The sequence below is a fragment of the Phaeodactylibacter xiamenensis genome, from assembly GCF_000759025.1.
GTDB lineage: Bacteria > Bacteroidota > Bacteroidia > Chitinophagales > Saprospiraceae > Phaeodactylibacter > Phaeodactylibacter xiamenensis.
Genome location: NZ_JPOS01000090.1, coordinates 1 through 18991, shown reverse-complemented (window position 1 = coordinate 18991; position 18991 = coordinate 1). Strand labels below are relative to the sequence as shown.

General features: G+C 49.2%; 12 protein-coding genes. 6 read left to right on the top strand and 6 right to left on the bottom strand.

All coding sequences use genetic code 11. The annotated features are described in order from the left end of the window. Positions 1 to 22: 22 nt before the first annotated feature. Together IX84_RS31560 and IX84_RS26095 are read right to left on the bottom strand one after the other, a co-directional pair. Positions 23 to 940 (bottom strand): methyltransferase domain-containing protein, encoded by a 918-nt coding sequence (locus IX84_RS31560; protein ID WP_052516420.1) that lies wholly within the window; start codon positions 938 to 940, stop codon positions 23 to 25. Positions 941 to 1434: 494 nt separating this feature from the next. Next, complete coding sequence (locus IX84_RS26095) at positions 1435 to 2796, bottom strand: NHL repeat-containing protein (protein ID WP_044228165.1); 1362 nt, start codon at positions 2794 to 2796, stop codon at positions 1435 to 1437. Positions 2797 to 2967: 171 nt separating this feature from the next. On the opposite strand from IX84_RS26095, the gene IX84_RS26090 reads away from it, so the two are divergent. Genes IX84_RS26090 through IX84_RS26080 form a run of 3 tightly spaced genes read left to right on the top strand, consistent with a single transcriptional unit; the run spans position 2968 to position 12773 of the window. Then, positions 2968 to 6861, top strand: coding sequence for a GEVED domain-containing protein (locus tag IX84_RS26090; RefSeq protein WP_081968957.1), 3894 nt, complete (start codon positions 2968 to 2970; stop codon positions 6859 to 6861). 34 nt (positions 6862 to 6895) lie between these two features. Beyond that, positions 6896 to 11095, top strand: coding sequence for a S8 family serine peptidase (locus IX84_RS31555; protein ID WP_052516419.1), 4200 nt, complete (start codon positions 6896 to 6898; stop codon positions 11093 to 11095). Positions 11096 to 11126: 31 nt separating this feature from the next. After that, positions 11127 to 12773, top strand: coding sequence for a hypothetical protein (locus tag IX84_RS26080; RefSeq protein WP_081968955.1), 1647 nt, complete (start codon positions 11127 to 11129; stop codon positions 12771 to 12773). Positions 12774 to 12800: 27 nt separating this feature from the next. Here the strand turns inward: IX84_RS26080 and IX84_RS26075 are convergent, their stop codons facing one another. The 3 genes from IX84_RS26075 to IX84_RS26065 are packed head-to-tail and all read right to left on the bottom strand — an operon-like array spanning position 12801 to position 14747. Beyond that, a complete protein-coding gene (locus IX84_RS26075; RefSeq protein WP_044228157.1) occupies positions 12801 to 13130 on the bottom strand; it encodes an L-rhamnose mutarotase in 330 nt (109 codons plus the stop codon). Positions 13131 to 13139: 9 nt separating this feature from the next. Further along, positions 13140 to 13907 (bottom strand): L-fucose dehydrogenase, encoded by a 768-nt coding sequence (locus IX84_RS26070; RefSeq protein WP_044228155.1) that lies wholly within the window; start codon positions 13905 to 13907, stop codon positions 13140 to 13142. A gap of 6 nt (positions 13908 to 13913) precedes the next feature. Further along, positions 13914 to 14747 carry an amidohydrolase family protein gene (locus IX84_RS26065; protein WP_044228152.1) on the bottom strand — a complete coding sequence of 278 codons (834 nt, stop codon included), beginning with the start codon at positions 14745 to 14747 and terminating at the stop codon, positions 13914 to 13916. A gap of 126 nt (positions 14748 to 14873) precedes the next feature. Here IX84_RS26065 and IX84_RS26060 point away from each other — a divergent pair, with 126 nt between their 5' ends. Further along, positions 14874 to 15674 carry an alpha/beta fold hydrolase gene (locus IX84_RS26060; protein WP_044228879.1) on the top strand — a complete coding sequence of 267 codons (801 nt, stop codon included), beginning with the start codon at positions 14874 to 14876 and terminating at the stop codon, positions 15672 to 15674. 8 nt (positions 15675 to 15682) lie between these two features. Here the strand turns inward: IX84_RS26060 and IX84_RS26055 are convergent, their stop codons facing one another. Next, positions 15683 to 17749 carry a penicillin acylase family protein gene (locus IX84_RS26055; protein WP_044228149.1) on the bottom strand — a complete coding sequence of 689 codons (2067 nt, stop codon included), beginning with the start codon at positions 17747 to 17749 and terminating at the stop codon, positions 15683 to 15685. A gap of 184 nt (positions 17750 to 17933) precedes the next feature. Here IX84_RS26055 and IX84_RS26045 point away from each other — a divergent pair, with 184 nt between their 5' ends. After that, positions 17934 to 18611 (top strand): hypothetical protein, encoded by a 678-nt coding sequence (locus IX84_RS26045; RefSeq protein ID WP_044228145.1) that lies wholly within the window; start codon positions 17934 to 17936, stop codon positions 18609 to 18611. Next, on the top strand, positions 18608 to 18991 hold a 384-nt coding region (locus IX84_RS26040), incomplete at its 3' end, for a transposase family protein (protein WP_160213948.1). The genes IX84_RS26045 and IX84_RS26040, both read left to right, overlap by 4 nt.

Sequence of the window (18991 nt, the reverse complement as noted above, 5' to 3'; positions counted from 1 at the left end):
TTTACGGTATGAATCAATTGTTTTACCGAAACAAAGCAATAAGCAGGATGATCATTAGTGCTGTAACGATCAGCGCCGCAATTTGATACCGGTTGAGGCGCTCCCGCTCGGCTTCCGGGATATGCGACTGATCAGTAAAAGCCATGCGGACGTAGCCCAGCAGGGCTGCCGGTATGAAAAGGAATCCTGCCAGCGACCCAATCAGTACCCGGAGGATCATGAGCAAACGCCTGCCCGGGCCCATTTTTTCAGGTTCAGGCTCAGTTTCAGGTATAGGGGGTTCGGGTTGCCCTGTGTTTGCGGTCAGCGGTTTACGGCCGGCCAGTGCAATGCCATATTTCCCTTTGCCATCCACCCACTGCGGCTTGACATAGCAGACTTGCAGGTCCTCAAAGCCTGCCTCCCGGAACCATTGCCAGTATTCTTCTTCTTTGGGAAAGAGCATCCAAAGTTCTGCGATAAACCGCCCCACGGGATTAGCCGGCTCCAAAGGGCCAATCATCAGTGCCAGCCCGCCAGGCTTCACTATCCGGTAGGCTTCGCGTATGCCTTTGGCGGGGTCTGGCCAGTATTCGATACTCCCCGCAGAGACATAGCGGTCGAAGCTATTGGAAGGCAGGGGAAGATTTTCGGCATCCCCCTGAAGGAAGGTGCATCCCTGTAGTTCAGGCTTGGCTTTCGCCTTTGACATTTGGTGCGGGCTTTGGTCCACACAGGTGACCTGCTGGGGAGGGACGATCTTTACAATCCCCTCTGTGTTAAAGCCGGTGCCCGACCCTACATCCACAACTTTAATACCGGTTTCCTCCAATTGCCCGAGCTGCAGCGCCTTGTCCCGCATGGGGACCGTCCAGAAAAGCGGATTGACAATTTTGTCGTAAAAGATGGATAGAAAGCGGTAAAACCAATACGCTTCCTGCTTGTGTTGTACTAATCTCATAATGCCGAAGGGTTAACGCCAGATATTGTTGGCGAGGATCGTCAATATAAGACTTAAAATTGACCTACAGCCTGAAAATGGGTTTCATTTTTAGCTCATTTTCTGTCCGTATGCTGTAGTGTTTTGGGCGCATACCTGAGTCTTGTTTTTATTAGACTCTATTGTGAATTCGCTTTTGGAGCGAATGTGGTCAAATTTCATTCTGAACAAAGCGCGATATACTTATAGTTCTCCAAGGCGAGATTAATGCATTTTGACTTGCTCTTTTTTCCGCTCGCTGCGTTGAAAAGCCTCGCCGTCCGTACGGATGCCTGCGTTTTTCGCCTTGCGAGCGAAAAAAATACCTGCGTCAACTTTGCACAAATCCTGCCTTGGAGAACTATAGATTCAAGAATGAGAAAAAAGAGACTTACTCTTGAATCACTTAGCCAGAGCTAAGCGACTGAAGAGTAGCATTATTCCTCTTCTTGAGGAAGTAGTTGGGTAAATAACGGTTATTCCAATGCGATTTTAAGAACGCTTGGTCGGCTACCATGTGTATAAATAGGCGGCATTCTTGCATCAAAAACAACGCTGTCAGGGGTGATGACGAGCCCTTTCCTTATAACATCTGATCCAAGCAGAGAACAGTAAAGCAGACTATCAACAGGATTGACCTCTACGGCAGCAATGGGGTCATCTACGTTTATTAATTTAGACTTTTGGGTTTCAAGATCGGCAATGCCGATTTGCCGGGACTTAGGGCTGGCCCAAAAAAGCTGGTTGTGGATGCTGTCAACAGAAAGTCCATCTGGGTAAAGCCCGGCATTGGAAATAAAGTCGGGCTCTACCTCGAAGGTAAGCAAGTCTATTCTTCCTATTTTATGATTGGACACATCTGTCCAGTAAAGTTTCTGGTTCACAATATCCAGCTCTACAGAAGAGGGCTTGCCCGGCAAATGGTTTCCAAAGGCGGAGTCGAGAAGTTGCCCCTCATAGTTAAAGACTTTAATGGTAGAATCGCCATAATCAGCGCAGAACAGCATCTCTTTGTCCGGGTATAGCGCAATGCCTGCGGGGTACTTTACCTGTTTAATATGCTGGTCCTTTAGGCTGCCAGGGATGATTTGTGAGTTGGTACTGTTTAACCGGGCGCAGGAAATCCCCAGATAAGATTCGCTGGAATTGGAATTGGCCCAGAAAAGCAAGTGGTTTTTATGGTCATAGTCCATACCGGTGAGGTATCTTCTGTTTGAGATCACTTGAATGGGCAGGTCCTCTTCTGCAAGCATTACTGCAATTCCATTATCATTTCTGAAGAGGAGTAAAGTTGCTGGGAGGGAATGAGTTGGTGCAGAGATACTAATGATGATAAGAAAACCGACCGTAAGAATAGCACAAACGGCAACGATTGCAGGCTTAAAGAAAGCATTTCGGGGAGAATCAGCTACCGGGATTCGATTGTCTTCCATATCCTCGGCTTCTTCTTCTGCAATATCGATGATGGCAGGAACTTCGGGGGTATTGGTTTTGGCATGGGCAATTCTGCCATAATCATCGTAGGACTGGTAACCCATGTATATGGCAAACATGTTTCGGGTAGTCCGGTTGCCTTTGCTCTCACCAGTGATGAAAATCCGCCGGAAGGAATCATAGGAAATGGTAGACCCACTAGGTATTGCCCCGTTTTTAGGCTGTTGCCAGCCACAGACTTCAATCAGGGCAGGATTTTCAGCACAACGCTCTTGCAATTGCTGATGGAAGTATGTGAGAAAGGGGTCGATCTCTGACTTTGTCCATTTTTCAGGTGGTTCTCCACCGGTGTCCTTGAAGATGTGTTCGGCTACATCAATCCAAAATTGTGTTTTTGTGCTCATTTGTTTGCAGAAAGTTTGCAAAACGCAATTGCAAAGGCGGCTTTTGATTGCGTTTTGGGATTTTGTCTGATATTGACATTGTGAATGTATGGAAATTCAATGGTAGCAGCCCCAATTGGAGGAGGCAAATTTCCAGGTGAAGCCATCTTTTTTAACCATTAAATCCCGGTCATGAAGCGAATCGCTTTCCATTTTTTGTTTGGGTGCGTTTTTACCCTGTGCCCTCTGTTTTTACTTGCTCAGCCGGATGGGGGCTGCGGTGCAGAGCCAACCGTATCATCTATTGCAATAATGGATAGTTTGCAAAAAGAAGTAGATGCCTATGTCGCGCAGTATTTTTCCGGTGAAGTTTTAGCTCCTCAGGCGAGTGTGCCCGTACAGGTGCACATCATTAGGCGTACTAATGGTACCGGTGGGCTTAGTATTAGTGCATGGAATAATGCTTTGAATAACCTCAATAGTCTTTATACTGGTGCCAATCTTAACTTTTTTGAGTGCAGCCCGCCGAATATCATCAACAGCAATACCTATTTTGATCTCAACCAATCCGAAGAAGGAGCGCTCCACAGTCTTCATGGGGTAAGCAATGTCCTAAATATTTATATCCCGGGAGGGGATCTTATCAGCAGTTCCGGAGGAAGCCTTTGCGGCTACGCTTACTTCCCCTTTGGAGGTTCGCCTGATCTTATTGTGGTGAAATCCAGCTGTATGACAAGTGGTAATACTTTTGCGCACGAAATCGGGCACTATTTCGGGCTTTATCATACCCACGGAAAAATCAACTGTGGGTCCATCACCGATGAATTGGTAAACGGCAGCAACTGTAGCTTTGCCGGAGATGACGTGTGTGATACTTCGGCTGACCCTGGTCTTCAGGGGATTGACTGTGACGTATGGCAGGTCAATACCGCTTGCCAGTATACGGGTACCTTCGTAGATGCCAACGGGCAGCCATTTGACCCTGACCCCACCAATATTATGTCCTATTCCCGCAAACAATGCCGCGATTTTCTGTCAAACGGGCAACTGGGACGAGCCAGCTTTTACCAATCTAACTATCGCAACAACCTTAACTGCCAAGTGCTTTGCGGGCCACCTACCGGGCTGGAAGAAACCAACAGCGGCTATGCTTTTATTTCGCTTGACTGGGATGCAGTCCCTGGAGCTACGGGGTACCAAACACGTTACAGAACTTTGGGGAATACCAGTTGGACAGAGGGGTTAGTGTTCTCCACACCTGGTGTGACCTGGGGTAACATCCCCCCCTGTTCAACCTATGAGTTTCAGGTGCGGGCCGACTGCGGAAGTGGCTTAGGCGACTATAGCAGCAGCCTGATCGCCAGTACAGATGGCTGTGGGGATAATTACTGCTACAGCTATGGCATTAGCTGGGACAACTGGATTGAAGGAGTAAGCATGGCCAATCTCAACAATTCAAGTGGAAATGGTTTTGGATACACCAATTACACCAACCTCTCTGCTACTGTCGACCGGGGAGAAACATACAGCATTACGCTGGACCCAGAAAGGGACAATAACGTCTCCACCGTGTACTGGCGTGTTTGGATAGATTTTAATCAGGATGGAGATTTTGCTGACGCTGGCGAACAAGTTGTTTCCACTAGCGGTAGCGGTTTCGCACCAGTGACGGTCAGTTTAGATATCCCTTCCTCTGCAAGCCTGGGTACGACTCGGATGAGAGTCGCTATGAACCCTAATGTTTATCCCGGGTATTGTGCTACCGGAAATGAAAGGGATGTGGAGGACTATTCAGTGAATATTCAGGGGTTTAATTGTACGCCTCCCACGGGGTTGACCACATCATCTGTAGGCTATTCTCATTTTCAACTTAGTGCGAATCTTGTCCAAGGTGCGGATTTGTACCAATCCAGGGTTCGGGCTTCAGGGTCTACATCCTGGACGGTAGGAAGTTGGTTCACTAATCCAGCTAATATAGTTTGGGCTAATGCACAGCCCTGCACCACTTACGAAGTACAAATCAGAAGTGACTGTGATGGCATTTTTAGCGACTATTCTTCATCCCATCTGTTTACTACGGCAGGATGCGGAGATGACTATTGCTATAGTTACGGCTTTTCATGGGACCAATGGATAGATGGGGTAATCTTTTCTAATCTTAACAATAGCTCCGGAAATGGTTATGGCTACACTAATTTTACAAATCTATCCGCTGCCGTGGAGCAAGGGGGGAGTTACAACATAGGGTTGAATGCGGAGACTGATGTTAGCGCTACCACAGTATATTGGAGGGTTTGGATTGACCTTAACAATGATGGAGACTTCAATGACTCTGGAGAACAAGTACTTTCTGTTACGGGCAATAGTAACGGATTGGCATCTGGCAATATAGATATCCCCGCAAGTGCTAGCTTGGGTACCACCCGTATGCGGATTGCGATGAGCCCTAATGGATACCCATCCATTTGTGGTACCGGTGGTAACCTGGATGTCGAGGATTACGGACTGACGATTTCTGCCCCGCCTTGTCCACTGCCTGATAATTTCAATATACAATCCACTGGGGTATCCCACGTGGTCCTCGATTGGGACAATGTAACTGAAGCTTCCAGTTATACCACACGAAGGCGCAAACAAGGTACTACAACGTGGGAAGATGGGAATAGCTTTGCTTCATCCTCTGTCATTTGGGGCAATTGCGAGCCTTGCACCACTTACGAATTTCAGGTTATGACCAATTGCAGTAATAGTAACAGTAATAGTGGTTTCAGTAACACCATCACTGCTACAACACAGGGCTGTGGGGATAGCTATTGTTATAGCTATGGACTTTCTTGGGATCATTGGATTTCCGGGGTCAATGTGGCTAGTATCGCAAATGCCTCCGGAAATGGATATGGCTATACGGATTACACAAACATCAGTGCAAATCTCACCAAAGGCGACAGTTACACCCTCAATCTTACTGCAGATACAGATGTAGTACCTTCCAGCGTTTATTGGCGGGTTTGGGTGGATTTCAATAATGATAATGACTTTACAGATGCTGGTGAGCAGGTGTTTTCTGCTACCGGGCTCAGCAACGGAATTACCACCGGGAGCGTTAACATGCCTTCAACTGCAGTTACCGGAACTACCCGAATGAGGGTAGCAATGGGTAGAGATAATTATTCTTTACCCTGTGAAACAGGGAGTTCTATAGATGTAGAAGACTATACTGTTAATATACTGGCGCCCAATTTTTTCCTAAATGTTACACCTCTTAATTTGTCCTTCTCTTCGATCGGTGGCTCGTCCGGCATATCATTGAGTTCAAATACATCATGGACGGTAACCGACAACGCCAGCTGGATTTCAGTAACGCCCTCCAGTGATACTGGTAATAATACCCTCACAGTAGATTGTAATGTTTACACCGGGCTGGTACCCCGTACTGCAGAAATCACGATCGCCACTACTGATGGGCTGATTGTCCGGCAGGTTCAAGTCACTCAGCAGCCAGCAGACCCACTATTGGAAATCAATCCTGCCGTGCTGAATTTTGGAGCAAATGGTGGAAGCGCATCCGTCAACGTGACCTCCAATCAGGACTGGTTAGTCGGTACGCCCGGAGTAAGTTGGTTTCAGGTACTTACAACAGGCGGTACAGGAAACGGTGCCATCACAGTACAGTGTAACCCCAACCCCAACCATAATAGCCGGAGTGCTACAGTAACCCTCACTGGCAGCAGCGGCGGTACGGCAACCCTTAGCGTCACACAACAAGGCAGCCAAATATGTGGTACGCCACAGGCCCTGTCTGCAACCCTTCTTAAGCCTACTCGGGCAACGGTATCCTGGGAAGCGGTCAGTGGGGCCACCGCCTACTCGCTTGAAGTGAGACTATTGGGCAATAACAGCTGGGAATTTTTCACAGTTGCTACTACACAGGTAGAGCTGGCAGGCTTTGCCCCCTGTGAATTTTACGAATTCAGGGTGATGGCCAATTGTGGTAATACGTTCTCAGTACCTTTTACCTTTCAGACCGAAGGTTGTGGTCCTTATTGCGACAGTTATGGTACGCGCAATCTGCAGATACTGGATTAATTCTCTTAAAGAACTATTCAAAAGATCGGAAACGATGAAAAATAATATAGTATTCGGCATTCTGGCGGTCCTTTTTTTACCGTGCCTGGCTCAGGGTCAAGCAGAAGCGGTTAAGCTTTCCAACCGTTTTGAGAAAGCCTATGAAGAAGTCCAAAAAGCGACTAACCATGAGCGGTTACAACAAATTATTCAGGAGCAAAGGAAGGAAAATGCCCGTTTAAAGATTATTCTGGATTCTCTGGAGCAGGCAGGTGTGAAAACCCGGGGCGAAGGCTGGCAGGTAACCGGTATTGATGAGGCAGGAAAACTTATTTATACGGCTAATAACAGCAATCTCATTGCCGCCGGCACAACTTCTACTGATCAGCTTTGGGGGGGGAGTTATAACCTGAATGGTGATGGGATGTTTGCAGGTATTTGGGAGGTTGGTGAGGTGCCATTGGTTTCGCATCAGGAGTTGGAGGGAAGGGTAATTCTAAAGAATAGTACCTCAGCCGATGATCATGCCACCCATGTTGCAGGTACGATGATTGGAGCAGGAGTAGAGCCTAGTGCCAGAGGGATGGCTAATCAGGCTTTGCTACATGCCTATACCTCGCTATTTGATAATTCCGAAATGGCATCAGCTGCCTCAAATGATAATCTGCTTATATCCAATCATTCATATGGTCAGATTACGGGCTGGTACTACGGAGAATTTGTAGCGAGTCTAGGTACAGGATATTATTGGTTTGGTGATTTTAACGACACCGAAGATGATCGTTTTGGTCGTTATACGAGTAGGCCTCGTGGATGGGATCAAGTGGCCTATAATGCTCCTTACTATCTAATTGTTAAGTCAGCTGGTAATGACCGAAATGATACCGGACCTTCCTCTGGAGAGTATTTCGTTAGAAATGATTTTGGTAGTTGGGTCAGTAGCAGCGCCTTTCGGGAAGATGATGGTGGAGCGGAGGGATATGACTGTATACCTGAGGGCGGTGTAGCTAAAAATATCCTTACAGTAGGTGCAATCAATGATTTACCGGGTGGATATACCAATAGCATGGACGTAAGTATGTCTTCTTTCAGTAGTTGGGGTGGGGCCGATGATGGTCGCATTAAGCCGGATATTGTAGGCAATGGAGTAGGGCTGTATTCTTCTACCGCAGGTTCAGATACCAATTATAGCTCCTTTAATGGAACCTCTATGTCGGCTCCGAACGTATCAGGGAGTTTATTACTGTTGCAAGAGCTTCATGCAAGGGAGACGGGTAGTTTTATGCGTTCTGCAACGCTAAAGGCGCTTGCCATTCACACTGCTGATGAGGCGGGCCCTGCGCCAGGGCCCGATATGGCCTATGGTTGGGGAGTGCTGAACGCTAGGAAAGCGGCAGATTTCATACTCAGTAGCCTCGATAATGATGGTGCAACAACCATTGAGGAAACACTCAATACCAATGGCACATTCTCTCAAAATATTGATAGTGAAGGTGGACCGATCCGGGTAACGCTGGTTTGGACTGACCCCCCGGGACCATCCTGCTCTTCGTCAGGGTGCCAGCAAGCATTGGTAAATGACCTGGAGCTTCGAATCGTGTACAATGGAACTACTTATTTCCCTTACACTATTCCCCAGCCCGGAGCTCCCGCTCAGACCAATCAGCCAAATAGTGTAGACAATGTAGAACAAATATTTTTGCCTTCTACAAACTCAGGCTCCTATCAAGTACAGGTTTTCCACAGCGGTCAACTGCAAGGCGGTAACCAGGATTTTAGCCTGTTAATTTCCGGAGGCAGTGGTTCGGGCAGTGCCTCTAACCAGGTATTCATTCAGAGCAGGCAATTGAGTGGACAACTAAAAGACTCTGGGCCAGATTATGGGTATGCTGACTTTACAAACGAGTTTCCTGTAAGCCTGGACCCCGGACAAAACTTCAACCTAACGCTTACTGCCAATGGTGATGGTGCCTTCCTGCCGGTGTATTGGTATATTTGGATAGACTTAAATCAAAACCAGGTATTTGAATCGCCCGGTGAACTCATACTGAACAGTGGCCCGGTTCAAGATGCAGTTTACAATAGCAGTATTTCGATTCCATCTACAGCAATCAGTGGAGGTACTCGTATGCGAATTACAGTAAGCCAGGAATCGGGTACTGGGCCCTGCGCAGTACATAGCGGTGAGACGGAAGATTATTCGGTGCTAATCGGTGCTCCTGCAAGTATAACTTTATCTCCCGGTCAGCTGAGTTTCCTGCCAGCCGGAGGCAGTCAATCGGTCGCTTTATCTACTAATTGTAACGATTGGTCCTTCTCTAATGTCCCCTCGTGGTTGCAGGTACAGCCGGCTTCTGGAAGTGGGAATGCCAGTATTTCGGTAACGGCAACAGCCAATGGTCAACCCAGCCCCAGAACCGCTACCGTGACCGTATCAGGCTGCGGAGCCAGTACTACTCTAAGCGTCACCCAAAATGGTCAAAGTGGTGGTAGCGGGATTAGTTTTACACCAGCTAATATTACCCTGGACTGGACACAAGGGAGCTCGGTACAGGGAGATGTTGTAGTTGGTAGCAGTGCTTTTTGGACTGCCCAGCCTAGCGCTTCCTGGATACAGCCGAGCCAATTTACAGGAACTGGGCCTCTTACCCTTACTATCTCGGCTTTATCTGACAACACCACCGGGCAAGCCAGGTTTGGCACTATTACTATGGCCTCCGGTGGGAACAGCTTTGTCATCAATGTAGAACAATTGCCTGAGCCAACCACCGGTATTTTGCCTCCATGGGGAGAAACCACACCGACAAATCAGGCAGGTACTTTTATTGGGCAGGTCCAGGTAGAAGGAGTGCCTGCAAATGCGGCAGACTGGGTCGCAGCCTTTGACGAAGAGGGCAATGTGGCTGGTAGCAGCCAGGTACTTATCAGTCAGGGCATCGCCTATATTAACATGGTAATTTATGGAGACGACACACAGACCCCTGAGGACGAGGGGGTTGGTGCTGGTGAAGCCTTTACCCTTCATCTTTGGGATGCTAGTGAAGATGAAGTCTTGGATTATCCGTTTACTGGAGCTGCTACTCTTTTTACAGATTGGGTTAACACTAATGGGGCTCCAATGCCAGCTTACAGCAACCCTAATGCCATTTACAATTTCGAGCGCTCCATCATGGATATTATACCCTTGCAACCGGGATGGAACTTGGTTTCCACCGATGTGGTGCCCACCGATAGCAGTGTAGTCAGTTTGTTTAGCGGTTTGCTACCAGGTAACCTCAGGTATGTTACGGGTTTTGATCAGGAAGCTTCTTTTTATGATCCAAACCTGCAACTATTTAGTACGCTAACTCATTGGACGAGGGGGTATGGATATTGGGTTCGAGTCACCCAGGAAGATACTTTGCGCATACCCGGACAGCGTATTCCGGATACCTACTTCAAGCCTATGGACGATGGGTGGAATCTAATAGCCTATTTGCCACAGGACACACGAACTCCACAAGACTATTTAGGTGATTTTATCAGCGAAAGCCAATTGGAAATTGCTACGGGTTTTAATGGTGACTATGTCTATTTTGATCCCGAACTCTTGCCCATCTTTAATGGCTTACAGGAGATGGAAAATAGTCTGGGGTATTGGATTAGGCTTCAGGATGTTGATCCCCTTCAATCTGTGGATATTCGAAACCTTTCACAGCGCCCGAACCTGAATTATGCATTTTTGTGGGGTAAAACCAATGCACCAGCAGGCTCCATTATTGAGGTACTTAACGAGGAACAGCAACAGGTAGGAGTTTTGGAAGTCCGTGAAGAGGGCTTAATTAAGCCGAAGTCTTTCTACGGTGACGATTTGTCTACAGATGCTGTAGATGGCATTGCCGAGGGCTCCCGTTTGTCTTTTCGGTACCGTAACCAGTTGGCTGACACTTTACTTACCTTTTACAGCGACCGTTTGCTACATCAGTTGTCGATCCAATTCCCAAAATTACCTGCCCGGAAAGCTTTGGTCGCCTCACCTGTGCCTTTTTCAGAGGTGCTAAATCTGGAGTATACGCTGCCTGAGGGTGGTATGGCTCTGATCATAATTCGGGATGCGCTGGGAAGAACCATACATCAGCAGCAACTAAAACATAATTCTGGGGGAACCTATCAAACGAGTTGGGCGAGCATATCTGTTCCGGAAGGTATGTATACAATCAGTTTAATTCACAATGGGAAAAAAGTAGAAGCCTTGCCTGTAGTCCTGCAGCGGTAGTTGAACCCTTGAAGCAAAAAAAACTGAGATCATGAGATTAATTTTTTACTTTTTGGTTACTCTTTGTTTGTGTATGCTGCTCAATACGCAATCTCTTAGGGCTCAACCCTCTGGCTTTGTCTATACTCCAACTATATTTTCTGGTACCCTATTGGGACAAGTAGAACTCGATGATTCACCTGTTCCAGTGGGCAGCTGGATTGCCGCTTTTGATAGTGCGGGGAATTGTGCCGGGGCATCGGAGGTGATTCTGTTTGAAGGTATCACTTATGCCAATCTCAATATTTTTGGAGATGATGCTACAACGGATACTATAGATGAGGGCATGACGGAAACAGATGTGTTCACATTACTGCTTTATGATCCTGCGCAAGAACAGGTTTTGGTGTATTCAGAAAATGGGCAAACAGTACAACTAGATGGCTGGATAAATAATAATGGTGCACCTATACCTGCATATAGCGACCCTTCCCGGGTGTTTTCTTTTTCTTCGGAATCAATAGCATTAGAGGTTGCTTACGTGGAGACCGATTCCCCCACCTGCGCTGGTGACGCCAACGGGAGTATCGCGATTACTGCAGAGGGTTTCTTCCCTCCATTTTCATTTGTTTGGAATACTGGCGCAATAGGTTCTACATTGACCGGGATTGGGGATGGAAGCTATACCTGTACAGTTACAGATGCACTAGGGCAGATTTTTACGTTTGGGCCTGTTTCGCTGCAAGAGCCTTCTCCACTGCTACTAGAAGTTGCAGATGGTCTTGATACCTGTAATGCCGGTCTGGGACTGCTGGCGGCGGTAGTGGATGGAGGTACTCCACCGTATAATTATTCCTGGACACATGGGGCAGAGGGAGAACTGGCACAGAATCTTTCTGAGGGCATTTATACCTTACAAGTAACAGATGCAAATAATTGCAGTATCTCCGCAAATGCTACAGTTCAGGCTTCTCCTGGACCGGATATTATTTGGCAGAAAGAAGGACCTTTTTGTTTTGGAGGAGAAGATGGAAGTATTGAGATAGAAACAGAAGGCGGAGTTCCTCCTTTCTCCTGGTTATGGAGTACGGGAGAGGATTCTGGCTCTATTCAAGACCTGCCAGCTGGCACTTACAGCCTCACGGTAACAGATGCGTATGGCTGTACCTTTGTATCCCAAGAGCAGTTGCTTCAGCCAGACTCACTAGCCGTATCCTTTGAGGTAGAGCCAGCTACAGGGCTAAGCGGTGGCAATGTATTTACTACTGTAATTGGCGGCACACCTCCGTTTTTCTACGAGTGGGGCGATCCTGTTTGGCAAACTACCGCTAACCTGCTGCAAATAGAGATGGGCACTTACACATTAACAGTCACGGATGCGGCGGAATGCATCTTAGTAGACAGTGTACAGGTGCCTCTTGAGGTGAGTACAACATGGGATGGCTGGGAAGAAAAAGCCCGGTTATTTCCTAACCCCTCAGCCGGGGAGTTTGTGTTTTTCGAGCTTGGAGGCAACCTTCCACCCTTAGGTAGGATTGAAATCTATAATATTGACGGCCGGTTTATCGGCGTGTTCCCAGTGAGCAAGCATGGGGAGCGCTACCAAGCTAGTATATTAAGTATACCAGCTGGAGTCTATCAGGTCTTTTTTCCCGAACTAAAGAAAAGCCTCCCGGAACTGTGGATTGTAGATGAATGAGGTTTCGTAAATGTACATTCGTAGCGACTAAAGCTGGAAAACCACCTCCATTTCCACCCACTTCGTCCCGGCCTCCACTCCCGGCAGCGCTTGCTGGTAGTCCCACATTAGGGTCTCCCACTCCTGTACCTTAGGATTGACCGCATCAAGACGGGCTTTTTCTGCCGGGTCGAAGTCATCCTCGGTTTCCATGATCATGCACAGGCGGTTGGACCAGCGGTAGATGGTCATATGCCGGATACCGCTGCCTGTTATGCTGTCGAGGATTTCCGGCCAGACAGCTTCGTGGTAGCGTTCGTATTCTGCGATGAGTGCCGGGTCGTCTTTCAGGTCGAGGGTATAGCAGTACGTTTTCATCAGCTGTATTTAGAGGGCACGGTCCAGGTGGACGTAGCCGCCATCGATAAAGAAATGCTGCCCGGTGATGTGGGAGGCGCGGTCGGAGAGCAGGAAGAGGGCCATGTCTGCCATTTCTTCACAGGTCGTCATGCGCTGCCCGAGCGGGATTTTACTTTCGATACTGCGTTGTTTGGCAGCCGGGTCATCGAAAGTGTCCAGCCAGGTCCGGTAGAGCGGGGTCATCACCTCGGCAGGTACCAGGGCATTGACGCGAATGTGGTAGGGGAGGAGTTCCACCGCCCACTCCCGGGTGAGAGCCAGTTGGGCGCCCTTTGCGGCAGCGTAAGCAGAAGTATTGCCCTGTCCGGTTACGGCGGTTTTAGAACTGACATTGATAATACTGCCTTTACGCTGCTTAAGCTCGGGGAGCAGGTAGTGTGCCAAATAAAAATAGTGGTGCAGGTTCTTTTGCAGGGAGTTGATCCAGGCTTCCGGGCTGCCATTTTCCAGCCCTACGCCATCATTGGCACCGGCGTTATTCACCAAGCCGTCTACTCTGCCGGTAAGTTGAAGGGCTTCTTCGACGACCTCGCGGCAGCTCTCTGTGGTGCCCAGGTTTTTTACAATTTGAAAGCCCATCCCCAGTTCTTCCAGGATTGCGTCCCCTTTAGCTTTATTGCGGCCAACGATAACGGGCAGGGCGCCTTCTGCTACCAATGCCCGGCTGATGCCGGCTCCTATTCCGCTTGCGCCACCGGTGACGAGGAATACTTTATCTTTTAGGTTTAAGTCCATGGTTTTTTAGTTGAGTTGGTAAAATTGGGTAGCCGTCGCTCCCAGAATAGCCGGTTGGGCTTCCGGGGCGTATTGCTGAAGGTACATCTGCACTACATTCACCGTTTCGTGGTAGGAATCAGCAGCGAGCAGGCATACGGGCCAGTCTGAGCCAATCATCAGCCGCTCGGGCCCAAATGCTTCCATTGCGATATCCAGGAAAGGGTAGAAGTCCTCTCGTTGCCAGTTGTTCCAGTCTGCCTCGGTGACGAGCCCGGATAGCTTGCAGTACACGTTGGGGTGGGCGGCGATGGACCGGATATGGTCTTTCCAAAGCGGACTGGGCCCTCCTTCTATAGTGGGCTTTCCCAAATGGTCCAGCACAAAAGGTTGATCGGGGCAGGCATCCAGGAACTTCAGGACTACCGGGAGGTGGCGCTCGAAGACGAGGATGTCATAGGTATAGCCCTGCTGTCCCAGTTTTTGCACACCACGCAGAAAGTCCGGGCGAAGCAGAAACTCATCATCCGGTTCGTCCTGAACAATATGGCGTATCCCTTTGAGCAAAGGGTTGCTTTGGTAGTGGCCCAGTGTTTGTGCTACATCAGGTGCCTGCAAGTCAATCCATCCCACCACACCTTTAATGAAAGCATATTGTTGAGTAAGATGTAGCAGAAAGTCAGTTTCTTCGGGAGATTGCCGGGCCTGTACCGCCACACAGCCACCTATGCCTTCCTCTTTCAGTAAAGGGCTAAGGTCGGTGGGCAGGTGGTCCTTCCGGAGTTTAGGCATCGCCTCAGAAATCCAGGGATAGGCAACCGGGTCATATTCCCAAAAATGTTGGTGGGCATCAATGCGCATTTTTATCGTTTTTGCCAAAGTACTATTTAAAGTGTGCGGGCGGTAGGCATTTGTAACCCTATGGTGCAGCGGGATTATCTGCGGGGGCGGAGAAATCCACAGAAATGCGTATCTTTTATGAAAAATATGCCCAGGATATACGTCAATCAAACGGAACTTTACTACGAAGAGTATGGTCAGGGAACGGAAACCCTGCTGTTTGCTCATGGCTTGCTTTGGAGCAGTCGCATGTTTGCTGATCAAATTACGTTTTTTAAAGACCGATACCGGGTCATCGCCTACGACCACCGGGGGCAGGGGCAGAGTTCAGTTACAGAAGGTGGGTACGACATGGACACGCTCACCGGGGATGCTGTGGCTCTGCTTGATGCACTGAAAATTGATCGTTGCCACTTCGCGGGGCTGAGTATGGGCGGCTTTGTCGGGCTGCGCCTTGCCAGTCGGCACCCGGATCGAGTCCAGTCATTGACACTTATAGATACTTCTGCCCAGGCAGAGCCTGAAGAGAACATCCCGCGTTATCGGATGCTCAACCGGATCGTGAAAATGCTGGGGGTTTGGGTGGTCAAGCGCCCGGTCATGAAAATCATGTTTGGCCCATCCTTTCTGCAGGACCCAAACCGGCGTTCGCTCAGAAAATATTGGGAGCAGCAACTGACCTGCAACAGCCGGAGCATTACGCGTGCGGTGGAAGGTGTCATTGAGCGGGAAGCAGTGCCACCCGAGGCCTTAGCTGATATTCAGTGCCCAACGCTGGTATTGGTCGGGGCGGAGGATGTTGCCACTGTTCCCGCCAAATCAGAATACCTTGCTGAGCACATTCCAAATGCCCAATTGCTCATCATACCCCGTGCCGGCCATACCTCATCCGTAGAAGAGCCGGAGGCGGTTTGTGAGGCTATGGCTGCCTTTCTGGATAAACAATAAAGCAGGGCCTACTCCGGATGATAAATCCGAACCGCGCCGTTTAGCACCGCCTCCTTATCCAGCGTCATCGGCTTAAGTTCCTGGCTGGTGAAGCGCTGCATTTGGTCGGTATAGTGCGGGCTGTCGGGGCGGGCGGAAGCCCCGTAGGCGTTGATGCTTTCAATTTGAACCCCTTCCTCACTGTAGCGGACAAACTGTATATAGGAATCACCGGAAACCGGGCGGAGGCGGCCATCCTTTTGTAGTTCACTGCGTACTGCGGCGAGCACATCCGGGCCGCCGCCCATAGGCAGGCTGATATCGCCCCGGCGGTGCTGCTGTAGCTTGCCGAGACGAACTGTAGGTTGCCCAAAGTGCTTAACGAAATGCTCCTGCGCGAATCGCAGGGCTTCCGCAAGCTCTTTCTCTGGAAGGGTGCCCGGTTCCAGCATCGACTGTCCGGATTTTAGCGCAGATTCCAGGTGGTAATAGGCAAGAATGGCCGTGGCAGCGGCCTCGCTATTTGCATCTGCCACCCGGTCCCAATCCCGCAGCAGCCGGATTTGCTCCTGAATATCCGGATAATCATCAGGGTTGAGATGGAATATGGGCTCAAACCAGGGTACAGCTACCATGGGCTGCTCATAAGCCTGATCGTACTTGATGCGCTTGAAGTCCTCGTAGCTTACCTGATCGTATTGCTGCATCAAAGCCTGGAAGCGGGCGCCCCGGTTGGTGAGGTCGTTGGGGCGTTTGTAACCCATGTGGGGCGGTATGGCAGTGGTGTCAGGGTTGTCTTCGGGAGCGGTACTCCGGAAGGGAGTGTGGTTGCAGTTGTAGACATAACCTGAAGGCGGGTCAAGTACCTGCACCAGCTGGTCTACCGGGTAAAAGTCATTCTCCCATAGGGTGGCGGAAGTGTCGCCGGGCAGTATGCCTGACCAGTCGTAGTTGGGGTCTCGTTTGGGCAGCAGCCCATTCCCGAGGTGATAAATATGCCCTTCTCGGTCCGCATAAACGATGTTGGTACAGGTAATGCCCTGCAGGTCCAGCGCCGCCCGGAATTCATCCCAATTTTGGGCTTTATTCATGCGGTACCACTGCTCCGGTGCTTTGATGGTCTGATTGGCTACCGTGCGCAGGGCGAAAAACCCATTGGGCGTTTCGAAAGTAATGCCGTATTTGCTCTGGTAGAACTTCTGCTTTTTGCCTACCGGCAGAAAGCCCAGTAGCCGGATGCGTGCCTTGTAAAAGTCAGGTTGCAATTCCAGCCATTTTCCGTCAAAACGGTAGGTCAGTTTCCGTTCCGGGTGCATCTTCAGTTTGTAGATATCTGTAAAGTCAGGATAATTGACCGTATGTGCCCAGCCGAGGTAGGGATTGGTACCCAGGAAGAGGCTGACACCACCCGGGAAATTCGCGCCCAGCATATTCCAGCCCTCCTCGCTGCACACATGGGCCTCGTACCAGGAGTAAAGCCCTTCCAGGGGCTGATGGGAATTGGCGAGCAGGAAGGTTTCGCCGGTTGTCGTTTTATGGGGGGCAACGGCGGCGGCATTGGAGCCTCTTTCCTGATTGACTTCCTGCCCCATGCGCCCGCTGAAAATGGCGCCCAGGGGTTCATCAATTTGCGAAAGCAGTGCCAGCCCGAGCATGTAGGAGGGAATGAGGTCTTGCCCATCCACCGGGAAAAGCTTGCGGTGGAGGACTTCCTTTGGGTGCCTGGCGGCATAGGCGTTGAGCCCATCGGCATAAGCTTCGAGAATCTTTCGGAAATCCGGGCTGAGGTCGGTGGTGTAGCGCTCCCGGGTCGTTTTTCTTGCGCCCAGCAGGTGCACAATGACATCAAGCTGAGCGCCTTGTTTGCCAAAGACCTGCCCCATCAGCCCCTTAGCGGGCAGCAGCTGCTTTTGCATGGTGAGAAAGTCATCCTCGGCAGAAGCCCAGGCGAGCCCGTAGGCGACTTCCGCATCCGTAGGGGCAAAAATGTGGGGCACCCCCCATTGGTCGCGGGCGATTTGGATATTTTGGGGGTCTACCTGCGCGCGCAATGGTATGGCGATGGTCAGGACCAGAAACAAGCGGAAAAAGAGCATTATTTTCTATTTTTGATAAGGCATTTTTTGGGAACTGAATGTAAGCAGAACCTTTTGAGTAACGGAGGATATTTTATATTTTTGCTTCTGACATTGTTTCATTAACTTAGGATGCGTTTCTCTCGTTGACTTCCTCCCAAAATTCAAGTAAAACGGATAAGCGTTCCAAATTATCATTTTTATCATGAAGTATCTACCCTTGTTGCTTAGCCTGATGGCTTTGATGATGAGTTTTGATGTAGCCGCTCAGGACGATTTGGCTGCTAAAATGAAAAAAGAAGGCGTTGTCCCCGGCGCTATTTACCAAAAAGGTAAAAAAACTGAGGGGTATATAAAGACGATCACCTATCGGAGCGATAATGGGGAGTACACTTCTCCCTGGGCTTATCAGGACGACTTCAAATTTATTGAGGCTGAAAAATTTCTCAAGAAGGATAAGGTTAAAAATAAGGATTTTGAAAAGTACGGACCTAAAGATATTGATGGCTACGACTATGAGGATTTGACATACGTATCTGCGAAGTACTCAGATATGACTGCTGTAGGAACTAATATGATCGCCCGAACCCGTTTCTTCCGGAAGATAAAGGACGGTAAGGTTACCATCTACCACTATTATTCGGCACCACCGCCGGTAACAAGCGGTGATTATGATTACACACCACATTTGACGCCGCAGCCGGTCTACCGTATCGGTGACAAAGGTAAGCTGACTCTTGTCGCCGATATGAAAGTGGAAGAGGAGCTTAAGGATTGCCCTGATGTGGTTGAGCAATACAAGAGTGGTGCTTACGATGTAATCGGAGGCGATAAAAAAGGGCTCTTCGCCATTAATAGTGGGTTTTGTATTTTTAGCAGATGAAAGACACCGAACTATTTGCAGCAGCCCTAGCGCTAAAGTCACCGTGGTATATCAAGAAAATTGACTTTCGAGATGCAGCACAAGGAGAAAAGGAGCTCCATATTGAAGTAGACCACCATAAGCGGGTCAAATTTGAGTACGAGGGCGAGCTGTGCCCTGTGCACGATCATCAATTGCGGAGTTGGCGGCATCTGCGTTTTTTCCAACATGACTGCTATCTGCACGCACGTGTGCCGCGGGTGAAGACGGAGTCAGGAGAGGTACGCCTGGTAGCTGTGCCCTGGGCTGAGCCGGGCAGCTCCTTTACCCTTTTGTTTGAGCTTGACGTTCTAAAGCTTATGGATAAAGGCATGAGACCCCCTGCATTTGCCCCCACTTCG